This window comes from Glaciihabitans tibetensis (assembly GCF_003003265.1).
GTDB classification, from domain to species: domain Bacteria; phylum Actinomycetota; class Actinomycetes; order Actinomycetales; family Microbacteriaceae; genus Glaciihabitans; species Glaciihabitans tibetensis.
In genome coordinates, this window is the sequence record NZ_PVTL01000003.1 from 189,289 (window position 1) to 207,918 (window position 18,630).

At 65.1% G+C, this 18,630-nt stretch carries 19 protein-coding genes and 1 tRNA gene; 14 read left to right on the plus strand and 6 right to left on the minus strand.

All coding sequences use genetic code 11. The annotated features are described in order from the left end of the window. Positions 1-37: 37 nt before the first annotated feature. Entirely contained in the window at positions 38-436 is a 399-nt protein-coding gene (locus tag B0I08_RS06795; protein ID WP_245884644.1) for a hypothetical protein, read from the plus strand. A gap of 66 nt (positions 437-502) precedes the next feature. On the opposite strand, the gene bcp is transcribed toward B0I08_RS06795, so the two are convergent. After that, positions 503-976, minus strand: coding sequence for a thioredoxin-dependent thiol peroxidase (bcp, locus tag B0I08_RS06800; RefSeq protein WP_106211145.1), 474 nt, complete (start codon positions 974-976; stop codon positions 503-505). A 75-nt stretch (positions 977-1,051) separates the two neighbouring features. On the opposite strand from bcp, the gene B0I08_RS06805 reads away from it, so the two are divergent. Continuing rightward, a tRNA-Lys gene (locus tag B0I08_RS06805) sits at positions 1,052-1,127 on the plus strand. Between the two features lie 109 nt (positions 1,128-1,236). On the opposite strand, the gene B0I08_RS06810 is transcribed toward B0I08_RS06805, so the two are convergent. Beyond that, the gene (locus tag B0I08_RS06810; RefSeq protein ID WP_106211147.1) at positions 1,237-1,602 is read right to left on the minus strand and encodes an ArsR/SmtB family transcription factor; all 366 of its coding nucleotides are present in this window, start codon (positions 1,600-1,602) and stop codon (positions 1,237-1,239) included. Between the two features lie 134 nt (positions 1,603-1,736). Here B0I08_RS06810 and B0I08_RS06815 point away from each other — a divergent pair, with 134 nt between their 5' ends. Then, positions 1,737-2,471, plus strand: coding sequence for an NADPH-dependent F420 reductase (locus B0I08_RS06815; protein WP_106211149.1), 735 nt, complete (start codon positions 1,737-1,739; stop codon positions 2,469-2,471). Here B0I08_RS06815 and B0I08_RS06820 read toward each other — a convergent pair. The 4 genes from B0I08_RS06820 to B0I08_RS06835 form a co-directional block, all read right to left on the minus strand. Continuing rightward, positions 2,449-2,988 carry an SOS response-associated peptidase family protein gene (locus B0I08_RS06820; RefSeq protein ID WP_106211151.1) on the minus strand — a complete coding sequence of 180 codons (540 nt, stop codon included), beginning with the start codon at positions 2,986-2,988 and terminating at the stop codon, positions 2,449-2,451. The two genes, B0I08_RS06815 and B0I08_RS06820, sit on opposite strands and share 23 nt — an antisense overlap. A gap of 165 nt (positions 2,989-3,153) precedes the next feature. Further along, the gene (phoA, locus tag B0I08_RS06825; RefSeq protein WP_106211153.1) at positions 3,154-4,842 is read right to left on the minus strand and encodes an alkaline phosphatase; all 1,689 of its coding nucleotides are present in this window, start codon (positions 4,840-4,842) and stop codon (positions 3,154-3,156) included. A gap of 127 nt (positions 4,843-4,969) precedes the next feature. Beyond that, positions 4,970-5,911: a 5'-3' exonuclease gene (locus B0I08_RS06830; protein WP_245884645.1), complete on the minus strand. Its 942-nt coding sequence runs from the start codon at positions 5,909-5,911 to the stop codon at positions 4,970-4,972. A gap of 78 nt (positions 5,912-5,989) precedes the next feature. After that, positions 5,990-8,464 carry a metallophosphoesterase family protein gene (locus B0I08_RS06835; RefSeq protein WP_106211157.1) on the minus strand — a complete coding sequence of 825 codons (2,475 nt, stop codon included), beginning with the start codon at positions 8,462-8,464 and terminating at the stop codon, positions 5,990-5,992. Between the two features lie 196 nt (positions 8,465-8,660). Here B0I08_RS06835 and B0I08_RS06840 point away from each other — a divergent pair, with 196 nt between their 5' ends. The 11 genes from B0I08_RS06840 (at position 8,661) to B0I08_RS06890 (ending at position 18,618) form a co-directional block, all read left to right on the plus strand. Next, positions 8,661-8,963: a biopolymer transporter Tol gene (locus B0I08_RS06840; RefSeq protein WP_106211159.1), complete on the plus strand. Its 303-nt coding sequence runs from the start codon at positions 8,661-8,663 to the stop codon at positions 8,961-8,963. A gap of 87 nt (positions 8,964-9,050) precedes the next feature. Next, positions 9,051-9,932 (plus strand): aldo/keto reductase, encoded by an 882-nt coding sequence (locus B0I08_RS06845; protein ID WP_106211161.1) that lies wholly within the window; start codon positions 9,051-9,053, stop codon positions 9,930-9,932. A 214-nt stretch (positions 9,933-10,146) separates the two neighbouring features. Further along, positions 10,147-10,929: a DUF1684 domain-containing protein gene (locus tag B0I08_RS06850; protein WP_106211163.1), complete on the plus strand. Its 783-nt coding sequence runs from the start codon at positions 10,147-10,149 to the stop codon at positions 10,927-10,929. Between the two features lie 74 nt (positions 10,930-11,003). Next, positions 11,004-12,497, plus strand: a complete 1,494-nt coding sequence (locus B0I08_RS06855; RefSeq protein WP_106211165.1) for an ABC transporter substrate-binding protein — start codon at positions 11,004-11,006, stop codon at positions 12,495-12,497. Between the two features lie 44 nt (positions 12,498-12,541). Continuing rightward, positions 12,542-13,504, plus strand: a complete 963-nt coding sequence (locus B0I08_RS06860; protein WP_106211167.1) for an ABC transporter permease — start codon at positions 12,542-12,544, stop codon at positions 13,502-13,504. Next, positions 13,501-14,358 (plus strand): ABC transporter permease, encoded by an 858-nt coding sequence (locus B0I08_RS06865; RefSeq protein ID WP_106211169.1) that lies wholly within the window; start codon positions 13,501-13,503, stop codon positions 14,356-14,358. Before B0I08_RS06860 ends, B0I08_RS06865 begins: the two co-directional genes overlap by 4 nt. Next, entirely contained in the window at positions 14,355-15,143 is a 789-nt protein-coding gene (locus B0I08_RS06870; RefSeq protein ID WP_106211170.1) for an ABC transporter ATP-binding protein, read from the plus strand. The genes B0I08_RS06865 and B0I08_RS06870 overlap by 4 nt, the downstream gene beginning before the upstream one ends. Next, positions 15,140-15,889, plus strand: a complete 750-nt coding sequence (locus B0I08_RS06875) for an ABC transporter ATP-binding protein (protein WP_106211172.1) — start codon at positions 15,140-15,142, stop codon at positions 15,887-15,889. Before B0I08_RS06870 ends, B0I08_RS06875 begins: the two co-directional genes overlap by 4 nt. 52 nt (positions 15,890-15,941) lie before the next feature. Beyond that, positions 15,942-17,141 (plus strand): winged helix DNA-binding domain-containing protein, encoded by a 1,200-nt coding sequence (locus tag B0I08_RS06880; protein WP_106211174.1) that lies wholly within the window; start codon positions 15,942-15,944, stop codon positions 17,139-17,141. A gap of 134 nt (positions 17,142-17,275) precedes the next feature. Then, entirely contained in the window at positions 17,276-17,845 is a 570-nt protein-coding gene (locus B0I08_RS06885) for a hypothetical protein (RefSeq protein WP_106211176.1), read from the plus strand. Continuing rightward, on the plus strand, positions 17,842-18,618 hold the full coding sequence (locus tag B0I08_RS06890; protein ID WP_106211178.1) for a PspA/IM30 family protein: 777 nt from the start codon (positions 17,842-17,844) through the stop codon (positions 18,616-18,618). The genes B0I08_RS06885 and B0I08_RS06890 overlap by 4 nt, the downstream gene beginning before the upstream one ends. The last annotated feature ends 12 nt before the right edge of the window (positions 18,619-18,630 follow it).

Below are 18,630 nucleotides of genomic sequence, written 5' to 3' on the forward strand. Positions count from 1 at the left end.
GGTAATTCAAATCAATAGTTTTGTATGGGATATCGCTGTGAACGCTGAACGCACCTCACCATTGCTTTACACGCTGGCCGCGATTGTGTTCGCGGAATGCGTGTTTTTGGCGGTCGTCACCGTCGTGCTGGTCGTCGAGATACTCGTCGCCACGCCCGAGTCCTACCCGAGCGCCGTGGCCCTCACGCTGCTCAGCGCGATAGCGGCCGTCTGGCTGGGATTCATCGGGGTGAACACCCTGCGGGGTCGCCCGTGGATCCGTGGGGCGGCCATCGTGTGGCAGGTTCTGCAGATCGCCGTCGCCGTCGGAAGCTTCCAGGGCGCGTTCGCTCGCCCGGACATCGGCTGGTGGCTGCTGATTCCCGCCCTCGCGGTCATTGCGCTGCTCTTCACGAAGCCGGTAATCGCCGCGACCACGCGCCCCGAAGAGCGCTGACGCCCGGCTCTAACACCCAGAGCGAGCACCCAGCGCGAGCACCCAACGCGAATGCTCGAAAGAGTGTCAGTCGATCGCGAGCTTCTTGCGCAGGCTCGCGACGTGACCGGTGGCCTTCACGTTGTAGAGCGCGTGCGTGAGGATGCCATCCTCGCCGAGCACGAAGGTCGACCGAAGCACCCCGGTGACGACCTTGCCGTACAGGTTCTTCTCGCCGTACGCGCCGAATGCCTGGTGCACGGTCAGGTCGGAATCGCTGAGGAGCGGAAAGTTCAGCCCCTGCTCTGTCTGAAATTTCTTGAGCGCCGCTGTGCCGTCCTTCGACACGCCGAGCACCTGGTAACCGGCGCCCTTGAGCGAGTTGATGTTGTCGCGAAAATCGCAGGCCTGCGTGGTGCAGCCGGGAGTCGACGCCGCGGGGTAAAAGTACACAACCACTTTCTGACCGGCAAAATCGTGCAGTGAGGTGGATGCCCCGTCCTGATCGATCAGCGTGAAATCAGGTGCGGCGTCGCCGGCTACGAGGCGTGCATCAGTCATGGCAGATCCTTCACGTTTTCGGGTGGTTATTTCTCATGCTAGTGTTGCTTCTCGGTCCTGCAGTTCACGGATCACGCACCTCTAGCTCAATTGGCAGAGCAACTGACTCTTAATCAGTGGGTTCCCGGTTCAAGTCCGGGGGGGTGCACCAAAACTCTAGGGTAGCCGCGAGACCATGCGGCCATCGTGCCGTGCCCGCAACGGTTACTGGTCTCGCGACGCTGTGTCGGAGCGCCTCTTTCCAAGCTCACCGATACGCATCACGGCCTGTCTGCGCCGCCCGTCTCGGACGCCGGGGTCGCACATCCGGGGGCGCCCGCCTGCAGGACCATGTCCAGCAGTCCGGGGAAGCGTCTGTCCAATTCCTCACGCCGTACCCAATTGCTGTGCCGGTTTCCCTGTGCTTCCTGCCGGATGATGCCGGCTTCGCGGAGGACGCGCCAGTGCCGTGTCAGAGCGGACTTAGTGACACCGAAATCAGAGGTACTGCACGACGTGCCCGGATCCGCCGCGATGAACTCCACAAGCGCACGTCGGGTGGGATCCGTGAGCGCGGACATGACCGCGAACAAGTCGAAGTCTTCCTCGTCGGGGATGGTGAGCGGATTCGCCAGGCGGCTGGCCATGATGTCTGCCCCTTGTTCGGAAATAGTCAGCCGATGTACACGTAAGGGTGTACATCGGTTACGCTTCATGTACACGAGCAAGTGTACATACTCCCGAGGTCGCCCTGCGGGGACGACGGACGAAAGAAGTACCCATGAAGATCACTGTCATCGGCGCCGGAACTATCGGCGGCAACCTCGCCCGTCGCCTCAGCGAAGCCGGCCATGACGTGAACGTCGCCGGCGCCCGTGGGCACGACGCGGTCGCCGCCGAGGTTCTCGCCGCGGGCGCCCACGCTGTCCAGTTGGATACCGCTGTTATTGACCGTGACGTCATCATCTTTGCGGTTCCGTTCTCGGTCCAGCCGGACCTCGCCGACTTGCTCGCCGCCGTCCCCGAGGAGACCGTGGTGGTCGATACGTCGAACTACTACCCGTTCATGTCGGGACCCGTCGAAGACATCGACAACGGCAAGGTCGAGAGCGTCTGGAGCCAAGAAAAGTTGGGGCGGCCGATCGTGAAGGCCTGGAACGCAGCCCTCGCCGGAACCCAACAGACCAAGGGACTGCCAGCCGGTGCTGGCGGCCGGATCTCCATTCCGGTCGCTGCGGACTCGGCGAAGGCGCGCGCCATCGTTATGCAGCTCGTCGATGACACCGGCTTTGATCCCTTCGACGCTGGCGTCATCGCGGAGTCATGGCGTCAGCAGCCGGGGACGCCGGCGTACTGCACCGAGCTCGGCCTTGACGACCTCGCCGCCGCCCTCGACGCCGCCGAGAAGGAAAGGGCCCCCGAGACCCGCGATCGCTTGATAGCGCACTTCGGCTCACTCCCGGAGGCACCTTCGCTCGATGAGACCGTCGCCATCAACCGTGCGGCCTTCCAATAACAGCAGTCACACCCCCGCGGGCGAGGGTGGAAGTCTTTCGACCAGCTTCGGCCCATCCGCCCGAAAACGGGATGGGAGCGACCTCATATACTTCGAGGCCAGCTGCTACGGGAAGCGCTGCTTGCACCGCAGCATCCACCAAGGCTTGATCGCCTTCGATTTTCGGGTCGAGCCAGATGTCCCACCAGTCGCGGGGGAGCGGCACGGCGTTGCGGTCGTGGATGTGTAGCAGTTCGTCGACGGCGTCCGAGGTCAGGATCGTCGTGGTGAGCGTCCAGCGGTCGGGGTGGTCTGCGGGCAGAGCGTGGTTCTTCCACCAGGAGTAGAGACCCGCGAAGACGAGCGGCTCTCCCGCCGGGTCGTGCACGAAGTGGGGTACCTTCGCGTCGTCGCTGAAGGTCTGCCACTCGTAGTATCCGGTCGCGGGGACGAGGGCACGATGAAACTTGAGCGGGCCCTTCCATGTTGCTCTTGTGGCGATGCCCTCCGACCGGGCGTTGAAGGTCGGGTACGTCAGCTTCGCCTCCTTCGGCTACAAACGCCGTGATCGGTTCATCGGTTTCTTTACTCATCGCAAATCTGCCGCACACGACTGGAACCTACAGCTGGCTCCTCAATCGTGCTCGGCATGGGTGTGGCCGCGCGGTCAGTCCGCGCGGCCACACTGAACAGCAAATTCGGTCTACTTGACCATGAATTTTGCCGTGACCTGCGTGCCCGACTGGGCTCCGGTAACCGTCACCGTGTACTTGCCGGGTTCGGTGGGTGCTGTGAAGGACAGGGTGGCGGCACCGTCGACAACGTCGGCGGCATCGATCGTGGTCTCTCCCGGTGTTACCGCTCCCGTGACCTGGCGGTCGCCGTTAAACTGTTCGGCCGTGATCGAAACAGTCGCGCCGGGTTCAATCCGGCGGTCAACGCCCAGTCGCGCGTTATCGCTGAACGCCGCCGTATTGCGGTCCAGCTTTAGTGCGTTTGCCATGGTAAAGAAGGTGTCCGTTTGATCGGTGAGGCCGACAATGTTGGCCGCGCCGGGACCGTAACCCGCGATGCGCAGCTGCGAGCCGGTGTGCTGTTGTGACTCGCCGGCCTCGGCCGTTCCGTACGACACCTTCATGATGGTGCCGTCCGCTGTTGCGAGGGCTGTGCTGAGCGACGTGGGCGGCGTGGAGTCGACGATCTGGCTGGAGTGTGCGTGATCCGCGGTGACGAGCACGAGGGTGTTCTCGTCCTTCTCTGCAAACGCCAGCGCGGCCTGGACGGCCTCATCGAAATCGACCGTTTCGCCGATCTGGCCGCAGGCGTCGGCCGCATGGTCACGCTTGTCGATGCTTGCGCCCTCCACCTGCAGGAAGAATCCCTCATCGTTGTCCAGCAGCGAAATCGCGTTTGTGGTCAGAGACCCCAGCGACAGCTCGCTGGCCAGCCGTTCGGGGTTGGGCTGGCAGGTAACCGGAGGCAGATCTGCGCCCCCCACCGTCGCCGCGGTTGCCGTATAGCGAGTGGGAAAGTTGCCCGGGGTGAACAGTCCGAGAACGGGCTCCTGCTGCGACGCGGTTGTCACTGACGCGAGCCCGGCGGAGTCGCCGATCACCTGGTAGCCGCGCTCGGCCGCCTGATCGAAGAGCGTCTGGCCCTCCCAGGGGCCGGCTTTGGCTGTCTGCTCGAACGAGGTGGAGCCGCCTCCGAGGGTCACGTCGGGACGGGTGCCGATCAACTGCTCGCTGATCGAGCCAAGGCCGCCTTCGGTGAGGGCATCGTTGCCGCAGGTGGGTGAGTCCGGTCCGTAGCAGCTGCGGGCATCCACGTGAGCGACGAGAACGGCGGGCGTCGCGTCCTGGATTTCTGAGGTCGTCACGTTGCCGGTCTTGAGTCCGTTTGCCTTCGCGATCTCGAGGATCGTCGGTTGCGGCACCTGGTCGATGTCGACCGATACCGCGTTGTCGTAGGTCTTGGTGCCGGTGGCCCACGCCGATCCCGTGGCGGCCGAATCGGGAACGTAGTCGGGCTTGCCCTTGGTGTCTCCCTCCCGATAGAGCGAGTACGTCGTGTACTGCCCTGTGAGCGGCAGGGCGTCAATACCCGGAAGCTCGCCGGCGGCGCCGTATTCGTAGTTGCGGGCGACGGTGATCTCAGAGTCCCCCATCCCGTCTCCGATGAGAAGGATGACGTTTTTCGCGTCGGCGGCCTTGATGGCCTCAGCGACACTGCTGCTGGCGTCACCCGCCGGGTCGTGACGAGTTGCTCCCGCGTTGGTGCTGAGATTCGTCGGCGCGGGGCTCGCGGCGATGGAGACACCAGGCAAGACCAGCGCGGTACAGAGCGTAAGAGCAACAATGCTCGTCGCGCTCGCTCGGGTCGAAATTTTCATTGCGTAACTCCGAAGGTTGGTGGTTGCCCCGGATACGGGGTCCTCCCACGCTCGCTTCGGGTGGTGAAAAGCAGGTGAACGGGACGCAACTTCGAGGAGAACCATGCCCCCCAAAAGGGGGTGTTTGTCAGCTTCGAGCGGTTGCGGCAGCCGCAAGGGCGCTTCGCGCGCGTGTGAGGGAGGTTCCGAGATCCCAGACGCGTGAGAGCTCGTTGAGAGCGGCCGAGCGATCCGACGAGATAGTGCTGATTCGACTGTCGTGATCGGGCAACGTGAGGTTGCGCACGACTCTGACGACTTGTGGTGCAACAGCGAGATACTCATCCGCGGCGCGCACCTTCGCTCGGATTGCCGCGCTGATCGCCGTGTCCGGGTCCGCGGTTGCCTCGATGATTTTGTCGAGGCTGCCGAAGCTCGACAGCAGGGAGACCGCGGTCTTGTCGCCGACGCCCGAGACTCCGGGAAGGCCGTCGGACGGGTCCCCCCGGAGCACCGCGAAGTCGACGTACTGATCGGGGGCGACACCGTACTTCTTCTCGACCTCAGAGTCGGTGAGAACCTCCAGCTTGGACATGCCGCGACCGGTGTAGATCACCCGGACGTCCCGGGAATCATCGACGAGCTGGAAGAGGTCGCGATCGCCCGTGACGATGTCGATCGGAATCTTCGAGCGGCTGGCGAGGGTGCCGATGACGTCGTCGGCCTCGTGGTCGGCGGCCCCCACTACAGGAATCCCGAGTTGGGCGAGCACCTCCCGGATTATCGGAATCTGTGCCGTGAGCGGGTCGGGAACGGTCTCGACGAAGCCGGCGTCGGTTTCCTCCGCGACACGGTGAGCCTTGTACGAGGGAATCAGATCGACTCGCCACTGCGGTCGCCACGCGTCGTCCCAGCACGCGACGAGGTCGGTCGGCCCGAATTCGTTGACGAGCTTCGCAATCATGTCGAGCAGACCCCGGACGGCATTGACGGGCGTGCCGTCGGGCGCCCGCACCGTGTCCGGCACGCCGTGGAAGGCACGGAAGTAGAGCGAGGCGGTGTCGAGCAACATTCTGCGGTGATCGGTCACGGCAGCATCTTTACACAGTGCGCCGGACCGCCGCACCCGTTAGCCACGACCTTCGCGCGGATTGCTGCGGGCTGGGACCTACGCGCGGGCCCGTCGGCTCCTGCGCCAGAGCAGTACACCCACTCCGCTCACTAGCGCGCTGACGGCGAGAAGGATTGCCGTTACAGTTGCTGTGCTGCTGATACCGGTGGACGCGAGCGAGTCGGTACCGGTACCGGAGGCTCCTCCAGCAGCAGCCGACGCCTTGGTGACCGTCACGGCGACCGACCCGCTGATTCCGGTCTCCACGCCGCGGAGCTCGATTCGGTGCACTCCGGCGGTGGTGTCGGCGGGTATCGTCACGGTCATGCGCACGGTGCCATTGATTGCGGACTTCGACCCCAGGTCGCGGGAGCCGCGCTTCAGAGTTGCGGCCACAGTCTCGTCACGGCCGAATCCGACGCCGGTGACGGCGACGGACCCGCCAGCAACGACGGTGTCCGAGGAGATTGAGACGGTTGCGGGAAGAGCGGCGGGCGCGGAGGGTTCAGCCGAAGGCACGGAGCTCGGAATCGGTGCGGGGACGGTTGGTTCTGGAGTCGGCTCGGGTGTCGGTTCGGGCGCGAGACGGCCCAGTGAGAATCGGTCGAGCTCGACCGGCGCCATGTCGGGAGTGCGCACGTCGTAGATGTAACTAATGACCTCGTTTGATCCGGTGTCGAGCAACGTGAACACCGCGTGGTCGTTACTCTGCACGAACGGGGTCTTAACCCCGTCGGCGTTGGTTGGAGCTGCGCCGGTGGGCATGATTGGCTCGAGCCCGCCCGGATTGCCCTGAGCGAGGTAGTTCGACGCATTCCAGGGTGCAGACGGAATCGGTCGTGAGTTTCCGCTGAGCGGGTGGAACACACGGTAGGTGTTTCCTGTGTTCGACGTTTCGAGGTAGTTGACGCCTGCGCCCGATTTGAAACGGTTCCAGATGTGGTTGTGCGCCTGCTGAACCAGATCAACACCCGCCTTTTCGAGTAGCGGCCCGACATCGTTGATGAGGTAGTTGTCGTCGGCTGGATACTCGTAGCGGATGCCGGAGAGTGTACCGTTTTCGTTTTTCTCTTCGGTGCGCACCGGGTCCGTGAAGTGCGGCATCACGTTGCCGCCCATGGTCTGCGCTCCCTCGTGCATCATCACCACACGGAAGCGCGCATCCGTGAACTCCTCGCTTTCCAGCTCGTCTTCGAGCCACGCAAGCTGGGCGCTGCCGTCGTCGAGGGGTTCAAATATGAACTCACCGTGACCCTGCTTCAGGGGATCGCCCAGAACCGCCGGCGTCTCCTGATACCGAGAGATCGCCTTGCGCGAAGCCGGGTCCGCGGTGTTTGTATCGGCTCGCCAAATCCTCGTGGAAAAGAGCGAGATAAGGCGCACGTCCCCGACGGTGACGGCGTAATAGCCCTCTCCGCCGCTCGCGGACTGCGGGAGGGTAAACATCTCTTCGTACGTGGTTGTGCTGAACGAATTGTCCTCCAACCACGCAGCCTTCACTGCGGGATCGGCGGAGGGATTAACCGTGGCCGCGACCTTGTCATATTCGGCTGCGGCAACCTCCTGCGGAATCGGATAGTTGAAGGACTCCGAGATACTCGTGGCGCCAGCCACTCGTCCCTGCACCTCATGGTTGCCAATCGCGGTGTAAATGGGCGCGTTCTGCAGGATCTCGGCGCCAGTGTAGGCCTCGCCGTGGGTGGACGCACGTGACGCATTGCCCTGCAGTACGGGGAAAAAGGCCCCGCCTCGACTGTCGTCGAACCACTCGGATGCCCGGTCGGGCTGGTTCACGAGATCGCCGGCCAGGAAGACGGCATCGATATCGCCGAAAGTCTTCGATGCCATCTGCAGGTTCGCGGCGGTGTTGCTCATCGCCTGATGATCACTGGTGATGAGGATGCGCTGGTTATCCCCGGCCTGCGGAGCGGGCGAGAGCGAGAATGTTCCGGAGCCCGCGAATTGGGTTCCGGAACCTCCCGATGCGGCGTCTCCGAACGAGACGATGCGGTAGGGCACCCGCTTGCCATGGGTGAGACCGTCGACGGTGGCTTCGTGTCGCCATACGTCCCTGTCAGCGACACCGGTCGCCGGCTTTTCTGAAGCGGGGAGATTCGAGCCGGCGTCTTCCACGAGCCGCGAGAACTTCGTGGTGTCCGCCTCAAATACTTCAACCCCGGCCATTCTCCCGGCAGCGGCGTCGTCAAGCTGATCGGCGGAGAGCGTACCCACGGTCTCTCCAACGAGGACAACGCTGTCGGTCCCAACAAACTCAGTCGCCCAGACCACGTTCACGCTGCTTTCGGTTGGCAGCTGAAGGAAAGGATCACTCAGGAGGTCGAGGGTGCCGACAGGTTCGGAGCTGGGTGTCGCGACCTCGTCCGCTGCCTCTGCCTGCTCGGCGGTGTTTAGCGGTGACGTCAGCAGGAGTACCCCTGCGGCGATCGTCGATGTGACGGCCAGGAGTCGACGGCCGCCTTGCTTTCCAGTTTTCTGCGGCGCGGAACGGGGGGAAACAGGCTGGCTTGGCATCGTTGACTTTCGTGATCGACGAGTGTCGCGCAGTTGCGCCCTGCCAGAATGACGTGGCGAGCGTGATGGAGTGCAGAGCCCCGGTGTACACAATCTGACGCGGCGGTAAACGCTGCGATCTGGTGACCTCGCTTTTTCGGGTAGGTGAGGTAGGAATGAAACGCGGGCGGACCAGTAGTCACGTGGGAAGGACACGATGGACTCCACAGCATCCGATGACGATCGCTGGATGGTCATCAACGGACGGCGGTGGCGGCGAACCGACCCCTGCCTTCCCGCCGAACTCGAGGAGGCGCTGAAGTCTCATCTGGGGCGCGGACGGTCAGCGGTCAAAGCCGCCAAAAGCAGTGGCGACGCCGATCAGCTTGCTGCCGCGCGTCGACGGGTGGGGCTGGCCAAAACCGGACTCGGCGAACGCGGGCCGTACTGGTGGGACGAGGAGCCGGACGCGCGCATCGCTCGGGCGAGTTCTGCAGTGCAAGAGCTCGACAAATTGTGAGCGCGGCGGAATGACCGGGAGGGTCAGCGGGTTGGCCCCTCTGTCCACCCACACGAGCAGAATGCTCTCAAAGGAGTACACCACCGCATGACAACACACACCGACACCAGCGCCCGTCCGGCCGATGCTTCCGGCAGCTTTAGCCTCGGCGGCGATCTGCCTATCACCCGCCTCGGGTACGGCACGATGCAGCTCACCGGACCCGGCGTCTGGGGCGAACCGGATGACCGCGCCAATGCAATTCGGGTGATTCGCCGAGCCGCGGAACTCGGCGTCAATTTTTTCGACAGCGCTGACGCCTACGGACCGGCCGTCACCGACGGTCTCCTCCGCGAGGCCCTGCAGCCCTATGCCGATGACATCGTCATCGCGACGAAGGTAGGCCAGACCCGACAGGGACCAGGATCGTGGATCCCGGTCGGTCAGCCCGCGTACCTTCGCCAGCAGGTCGAGATGGCGTTGCGCCACCTGGACGTCGAGCGCATCGACCTTCTTCAGCTTCACCGCATCGACCCCACCGTTGCGTTGGAGGACCAGATCGGTGAACTCGGGATGATGCAGACCGAGGGCAAGATTCGTCACATCGGTATCAGCCAGGTCACCATCGCCGAAGCCGAGGCAGCCCAGAAGGTCGCCCCGATCGCATCCGTGCAGAACCTGTTCAACCTCACCGACCGATCCTCAGAGGACCTCCTCGACTGGTCAGCCGAACGCGGTATCGCGTTCATCCCGTGGTTCCCGCTCGCGACCGGAGCCCTCAGCGGAGAGGGAAGCCCGCTCACCACGCTCGCAGCGGAGCACAACGCGACTCCGTCACAGTTGGCCCTCGCCTGGCTGCTCCGCCGGTCGCCGGCGATGGTTCCGATTCCCGGAACCTCGAGCGTCTCGCATCTGGAAGACAACCTCGCCGGCGCAACGATCGACCTCACTGACGCCGAATTCGAGGCATTGTCTGCCATCACTGAGTGACCGAGTAATGGGCTAACTCACGGCCGCTCGTGGCGGTGCCCGGCACAACATTGACCGGGCGCCGCCTGCAGCCCGACGTGGACTGGCGGCCTCAGCCCGGCACCGCCATTTATCGGTAGTCAGGAATAATCCGGCGGCGGTTGCGGGTTTGCTCTGACACAGGGCGACACACGATTGTGCTTACCCATCCGTGTCCCACGAAAATGAGCTAATCATGACCTCGCCCTCCCTTGTTTCTCCCCGTGCGGATGCCCTGTCGGCATTCGCGAACTGGCGCACTGCGCGGCGTCGCGCCGTGACATCCGCCACGGGCAATCTCTCCCTCGTCGAAACCCGGTGGCTGCCCGCCGGAGTCGACCCGGCAGAGGAGTTGGCTCGTGCCACAGCAGAAGCGGCCGCCACAGTGACCGTTACCAGCCTGAGCCGGAGCAACCTCGATACCGGTGAGCCCGAGTACGGGCTGCGGTTCTGGGATGCCGCATCGCCCGCCATCGCGGCGTTCGACGAGATCTCCGCGTTCGAGTACAACGCCGACTGGGTGATCGAGGCGCAGTTCACGCCCATTTCGGGCGATCGCACCATCCCGTTCGAGCACATCCGCGACAACGGCGGCAGCCGCGAGCTGGTTGTACCCGGCGACATCACCTTCACCCGCGACGGCGTGGACTACTCGCTCAGCGCGTTCGACGACGACGGAACGCTCCTGCTCGTGTTCGGTGACACCACCAACCGGCTCAGCGGAGATAGCTCCACGTACTCGTCGGGTCGCTTCCTGTTCGTGCGGCGGGCCGACGAGCACGGCGAGGGTGCGGGCGCAGGGTTCGGCGAGGCTGGCCCCGTGATTCTTGACTTCAACCGCGCGTTTGTTCCGCCGTGCGGCTTCTCGGTGCAGTACAACTGTCCGCTGCCTCCTGCGCAGAACCGGTTCGCAGTGCCCGTCGACGCGGGGGAGCGCCACGTCGTATTCACCGGGGACTTCGACATCTACTCGCTGTAACTTTTTCCACCCGCATTCTTTCGACCCCGCATTCTTTCGACCACGCATTCCCAGCACCAGCACACAGGAGCATCATGAAAAAGCACACCGCGTTCGTCGCGCTCGGCCTCGCAACAACCCTGTTGCTTGCCGGGTGCGCCAGCGGAGCCGACTCGTCGTCTTCGGAAGGCGCCTCGGCCATCGAGATCGGTTCCTTGTACGAACCGCAGAACCTCAGCAACTTCGGCGGAGGCGGCCAGGGCGTCACCGAGGCGTTCAACGGCAACGTCTACGAGGGCCTCTACAAGCTCACTGACGACGGAAGCGTGGAGCCGCTGCTCGCCGAGAGCGAGACCGTGAGCGAAGACGGCCTTACCTACACGTTCACCCTGCACGATGGCGTGAGCTTCCACTCCGGCAAGGCCCTCACCTCAGCCGACGTGAAGGCGAGCATCGAGGCCGTGCTGTCGGAGGACTCACAGTCCGCTCGCAAGAGCAGCTTCAGCGCGATCAGCACCATCGAGACCCCGGATGACGCGACCGTCGTCGTGACGCTCGCGGAGCGTTCCATCTCCTTCATTTACAACCTCAGCTATATCTGGATCATCAACGCCGACGCCACCGACCTGGAGACCACCGAAGACGGTACCGGTCCGTACACGCTCGGCGAGTGGACGCGGGGGAGCTCGCTGAGTCTTGAGCGATTCGACGATTACTGGGGGGAAGCGGCATCCACCGACGAGGTCGTTTTCAACTACTTCACCGACGCCACCGCGCTCAGCAACGCGCTGCTCACCGACGAAATCGACATTGTCACGAGCGTGCAGAGCCCTGACGCGCTCACGCAATTCACCGACAACGCGGACTACGTCGTCAGCGACGGAGAGTCCACCACCAAGGAGATCCTGGTTTTCAATGACCGCGTCGCGCCCTTCGACAACGTCGACGTGCGCAAGGCGATCTACTCGGCCATCGACACCGAGAAGCTGCTGAACTCGATCTGGGGCGACTACGGAACCCTCATTGGCTCCATGGTTCCGCCGACTGACCCGTGGTACGAAGACCTCACGCAGGAGAACCCGTACGACGTCGAGCTCGCGAAGCAACTTCTTGCTTCGGGGGGACAGCCCGACGGGTTTGAGTTCACCCTCGACACCCCAAGCTACGACCCGCACCCGGTGGTCGCCGAGTTCGTCAAGAGCGAGCTCGCGAAGATCGGGGTCACCGTGAACATCAACACGATCAGCTCCGACGAGTGGTACACGAAGGTCTACAAGGCGCAGGACTTTACCGCGACCCTGCAGGAGCACGTGAACGACCGTGACGTCGTCTGGTATGGCAACCCCGACTTTTACTGGGGGTACAACAACCCGCAGGTCGCTACGTGGGTGGACGAGGCCGAGGCGTCCGCGACGACCGACGAGCAGACCGAGAAGCTGAAGCTCGTCAACCAGCAGATCGCCGCGGATGCCGCGAGCGTCTGGCTGTACCTGTACCCGCAAATCGTCGTGGCATCGAGCGACGTCTCCGGGTACCCGGTCAACGGGCTGAACTCTCAGTTCTTCGTCTACGACATCGTCACAGAGTAGGTATTCGGGCTAGCCCTCCCCGCGGGGGCTAGCCTTGCACTCGCATGATTGTTTATCTTCTGCGCCGGAGCGCGTTCCTCCTGGTGTCGTTCCTCATCGCCATGGTGGCCATCTTTGTGCTGCTCCGACTTCTGCCGGGCGACCCCTCGAACGCTCTGCTCTCGGTGACGGCGACGCCGGAGCAGATCGCGGCGGCGCAGGCGCAGGTGGGCGCGGACCGGCCCGTTCTTGAGCAGTTCCTGACCTGGTTTGGGCAGCTCGCGCAATTCGATCTGGGTGAATCGTTCATCAGCTCGCTTCCGGTGGGACCGGAGATCGCGGCGAGGCTCTCCGTCACCATCCCGCTCACCCTGATCTCGTTCGCAGTGGCGCTCGTGGTGTCGTTGGTCGCCGGGGTCGTCGCTGCCACCAGATCTGACCGCTGGTACGGGATCCTGATTTCGGGGTTCTCCCAGCTCGGCGTCGCCGTGCCCGTGTTCTGGGTCGGCATCCTGCTCGTCAGTGTCTTCGCGGTCGGGCTCCGCTGGTTGCCCTCCAGCGGTTTCCCGCGCGATGACTGGGCCGACCCCGCCGATGCGCTGCGCTCGCTGACGCTTCCCATCGTCACCGTTGCGCTGGTGATGAGCGCGTCGCTCACCCGCTACATCCGTTCTGCCACGCTGGACGTCATGGGCAGCGATTACCTGCGTTCGGCCCGGGCCCAGGGCTCGGGGTACTCGGAGGCGCTCTGGCGGCACGGGGTGCGCAACGGCGCGGTTCCCGTCATCTCTATTCTCGGTATCGAACTGGCAACGACCTTCCTCGGTGCGGTGGTGGTGGAGAGCGTGTTCGGCCTTCCCGGACTGGGGAGCATGTTGCTCAGGGCGATCGAGCAGCACGACTACCCGAACATTCAGGGCGTGCTGTTTGTCAGCACGCTCGTGGTGTTGATCATCGGATTCGTGGCTGACATCGCGCAACGCCTGGTAGACCCGCGCCTGCGTTTGAGCATTTCGGGCAACCGATGAGCGCCACCGTGATCGCCCAGACGATCGAACCTCGTGCCCTGCGCCCGCGCTCCTGGACCCTCGTGGTGGGTCTCGTGCTCGTCGGAGCGGTCGTCGCCACCGCTCTGGTCTCCCTGCTGTGGCTGCCCTTCTCCCCGGAAGACACCACGGGCTCGCGGCTCGAGGGCCCGGGTGGGGCGCACTGGCTCGGCACGGACAGGCTCGGCCGCGATCTGGCCACCCAGCTCATGATCGGCGCGCGGATCGCGCTGCTGGTGGGGCTCGGCTCGGTTGCCGTCGGGGCGATCATCGGGATCACCATTGGCCTCACCGCCGCGTTCGCCGCTTCCTGGCTGGACGACACCATTTCTGCCGCGCTCGACGTGGTCATCGCTTTTCCGGTGCTGCTGCTCGCGATGCTGATCGTGGCCGCGCAGGGGTCATCACTCGCGTCGGTGATCCTCGCGATCGGGCTCGCCATGTCGGCAATCGTCGCTCGGCTCACCCGGGTGCTTACGAAGCGGGTGCTCGCCGAACAGTTTGTGACCGCGGCACGCACGTCGGGAACCCGCTGGCCCGGGATCGTGGTGCGCCACATTCTGCCGAACATCTGGCCGACGCTCAGCGTCAACCTCGCGCTGCAGTTCGGCGTTGCTGTGCTCGCCGAGGCCAGCCTGTCGTACCTCGGCCTCGGTGCCCCTCCGCCCAACGCGTCGTGGGGTCGCCTGCTGCAGGAAGCCCAGGGCACCGTGGTCACCGCTCCCATTGGGGCGATCGCACCCGGCCTCGCGCTCATCGCGTTGGTGCTCGGCGTCAACTTCGTCGCAGACGGCCTGCGTGACGTTGCCGACCCCTCGCGAAGGAGAAGTCGATGACCCTGCTCTCCGTCTCGTCGCTCGGTGTGACCGCTCCCGGCGGCCGCGCGCTCGTGAGCGACCTCAGTTTTGATCTCGCCGCGGGAAAGCGTCTCGGTCTGATCGGCGAGTCCGGCTCCGGTAAGTCCGTCACGTCGCTTGCGGTGACCGGCCTGCTTGGGGCGGGACTCGTCGCCACCGGCAGTGTGCTGCTCGACGGCGTGCAGGTGGTCGGTGGCGCGGAACGCCGGCTTGTGCCGTTACGCGGGCGGGTGGCATCCGTTGTCTTCCAGGAACCCCTGACGGCGCTCGACCCGCTTATGCGCATCGGCAAGCAACTGGCCGAACCTCTCGCCCGCCACCGCGCACTGCGTGGGGCCGCCCTGCGCGTGGCCGTGAGCGAAGCGCTCGCCGAGGTGAGCCTCGACGACGCGCGTATCGCCCGGGCGTACCCGCATGAGATCTCCGGCGGGCAGCGACAACGCGCCGCGATCGCCATCGCGTTGAGCAGCCGGCCGCAGCTGCTGATCGCGGACGAGCCCACGACCGCGCTCGACGTGACCGTGCAGGCGCAGATCGTGTCGCTGCTCGACAACCTCGTGGAGGCCCGCGGGATGGCGCTGCTGTTCATCAGCCACGATCTTGCGGTCGTATCCGCGATGACGAACGATCTGATCGTGATGTCGGCGGGTGTTGCCGTCGAACGGGGAACGGTCGCAGAGGTGCTCAGCGCGCCGAAAGACCCGTACACCGCGCAGCTCGTACGGAGCGCGCGCGACCTCGACGCGATGCTGGGGGAGCGATGATTCTCGAATTACGCAACGTGTCGTACCGCTATCGCAAGGGCGCGCTCGCGCTCGAAGACGTGTCCATCGGGGTGGGCGAGGGCCAGAGCGTCGGTCTCGTCGGCGAATCGGGGAGCGGCAAGTCCACGATCGTGCGGCTGATGCTCGCGCTCGCGAAGCCCACAGCGGGAGAGGTTCTGTTCGATGGAGAACCGATCACCCCCGCGACGATGCGGCGGTTCCGGGCTTCGGTGCAGACGGTGTTCCAGGACCCGTACTCATCGCTCGACCCCCGACAGAACATCGAGAGCATCGTCGCCGAGCCGCTGCGCTCCCTGGGCATCGCGAAGGGGAGCGAAGCGCGAGCCATGGTCGCGGCCTCGCTCGCGTCGGTAGGAATTGCTGCGGACTCGCTCGCGCGGTACCCGCACGCGTTCTCCGGCGGCCAGCGCCAGCGCATCGCGATCGCCCGCGCGACCGTCTGCCACCCGCGGCTGCTGCTGGCCGACGAGCCGGTGAGCGCACTCGACGTCACCACGCGCATTCAGGTGATCGACCTGCTTGCCGAGTTGCGCGAGTCTGCCGGCCTCGCGATTCTCATGGTGTCGCACGACCTGAGTGCGGTCGCAGCGCTCTGCGACGAAACCGTTGTGCTTAACTCCGGGCGGGTGGTCGAATCGGGAACCACCTCGACCATCCTCGCCGCGCCCCGCGAAGAATACACACGCCAGCTCGTCGCGGCCGTTCCTCGCCTTCCCGCGCCCTGAGTCGTCAAACTGTGGTGCGGTGGATGTCGGGAGCCGCTGCCACACTGGTGCAATGCGACATGTGACAGACCAACAGCGTCGCGCGCGGTTGGCACTGCGCCACGCTCTCGCACCGGCAGCCCGGGTAGATTCGCCCGAGGCCGCCACTCGGGCGATGACCGCACTGCACTCGACCGAACCCGCCACGGTCTACCTGTCGTGCTGGGCTCGGGTGCCGGCTGTCACGATCGCCGAGGTCGATCGTGCGCTGTACGACGACCGCAGCCTCGTGAAACAGCTGGCGATGCGCCGCACGCTCTTCGTCTTTCCCCGCGACCTGTTGCCCGCCGTGGTGTCGAGCGCCTCCGCCCGGGTGGCGGCCGCCGAGCGAGCGCGGATGGCGAAGGACATCGTCGCGGCGGGCATCGCCAAGGACGGCGACCGGTGGCTCGACGGTGCCAGGTCCGAAGTGCTCGCCCGGCTGGAAGTCGAGCCACAGGGGCGCACGGCGCGTGAACTGCGCACGGAAGAGCCGGCACTCGACGTGACAGTGCCAGGGCCCGGCGGCCAGATCTGGGGCACGTCGCGGGTGCTCCTTCACCTCGGGCTGACCGGCGACGTCGTGCGGGGCGCGAACACGAGCCACTGGCGCACGTCTCGTCCGCGGTGGACCCGCACCCGGGATTGGCTGGGCACCGACATCCCCCCGCTTGACGCCCGAGAGGGCTATCGCGAGATCGTGCGTCGCTGGCTCTACTCCTTCGGACCCGGTACCGAGGCAGACCTCGTCTGGTGGCTCGGTGCGACGAAAACGATCGTGCGGACCGCGCTCGCCGAGGTGGGGGCGGTTTCGGTGTCCCTCGACTCGGGCGATACCGGGTGGCTTTTGCCGGATGACCTCGACGAGGTCGCCGACCCCGACCCGTGGGTGGCCCTGCTCCCGGTGCTCGACCCGACCGTGATGGGCTGGCAACAGCGCGATTTCTACCTCGGCCCGCACAAGGCACCGCTGTTCGATGCCTGGGGCAACGCGGGAACAACCGCGTGGGCTAACGGTCGTATCGTCGGGTGTTGGGTGCAAGATGCGGATGCCGCGGTGCGGGTGTTTCTGCTCGAGCCGGTGTCGGAGTCCGAACGACAGGCCCTCGATGCCGAAGCCGAGCGGCTCACCGGCTGGCTCGCGGGGGAGCGCGTGGGCACCGGGTACACGTCGCCCGCGATGAAGGACGCGCTCCTCAACGTGTCAAGGCGGGTCCACGACATCACATCATGATGCACGGGATCTCTTACGCCGTCCTCGTTGATCGATAGCTCCGCGACCCGTAGAAGAGAAAGGCCGATCGGCGTAGCGTGGGCGGTCAACGTTGTGCGGAGTTGCACAGCACGGCTGCTGAAGAAGGCGGTTAGATGTTCATGAACGAGGTTGCCTGGATACTTGCCGGCCTCGGCAGTGTTGTCCTCATCAATGTCCTAGCCGTCGGTTTGGTGGTGCGGGGTGTTTCGCGGCGGATACGTCGCAGCCGCGCGATCTCCGGCGCCGCGTTGCGCACCCGTGCCCGACTCAGCTGGGGCGGGCAACACGACGTGCTGAAGTTGCGGGTGCGCCTCCACGACTCGCTCGTCAGTGGACGGGCGGCCGTCGACCTCGCGTTGCAGAGCGGAAGTCCCCGCGGAGAAGTCGCTCGATTGTTTCGCAGGATCGAGATCGAAGGGACGACGCTGGAGGCCCAGTTGCGGTTGCTGGAGAGTGAGAACGATCCCGCAGTGCTGGCGAGCGAGTTGACTGTGCAGCGCGAGCGAGTGGACGAGGTGTCCGGGCTTGTCCGCCGACTGCGCTCCGCCGTCGCGTCGGGCATCGGGGAACTCAGCGACGACACTCTCAAGGCGTTGCGCTCCGACGTTGATCGCGAAGTCCGGGCTTTGCACGCGGGAGTGCAAGCGTTGCACTCCCTCCATGAGGAAGGCAACCGATCATGAGCAACTCCTCGCGAATGCGATCCATCTTTCGGCGCAAAACCTCCCGCGCGCTCGACAAGCTTGACGACCCGCGCGAGGCCCTCGACGAGAGCTACGACCAGCAGGTGCGAATGTTGCAGCAGGTGCGGCAGGGGCTGGCCGAGGTGGCGACGGCGAAGAAACGCATCGAGCTTCAGGGGCAAGAGATGGGCCTGCGCTACCAGCGGTTGGCCAACCAGGCCAGGGACGCCATGGAGCAGGGTCGTGAAGACCTCGCCCGTGCCGCGCTTGAGCGCCGCGCGCTGCTGGAGGGCCAGGTCGTCGCGCTGCGGGACCAGTTCTCCGCGCTGCAGCAGCAGACCGCCCGGTTGCAGGACAACGAACGCCGTCTCGCTGAGCGGGTCGCCGCGTTCCGGATAGAAAAAGAGACGATCAAGGCCACCTACACCGCGTCTGAGGCCCAGGTGAAAGCGAACGAGGCGGTGGCAGGCATCGGCTCGCAGATGAACGATGTCGGCAGCAGCCTCGCCCGCGCCCGTGACCGGGTCGCCCAGATGCAGGCGCGCGCCGCCGCCACCGACGACCTGCTCACCAGCGGCGCGCTGCAGGATCTCACTGCCGCGCCCGACGCCGACCTGGAGCGCCAGCTGTCTGAGGTCACCACCAAGGCCGACGTCGAGCGCCAGCTGCAGGCGATGAAAGCGACCGGTGCTCCCGACCGGTCCCAACCGAACCCACCCAGGGAGGGCCCCGACGCATGGCTGAGCATCGGGGGAGCTCAGAGCGGCGCGTGACGAGCAACGTCG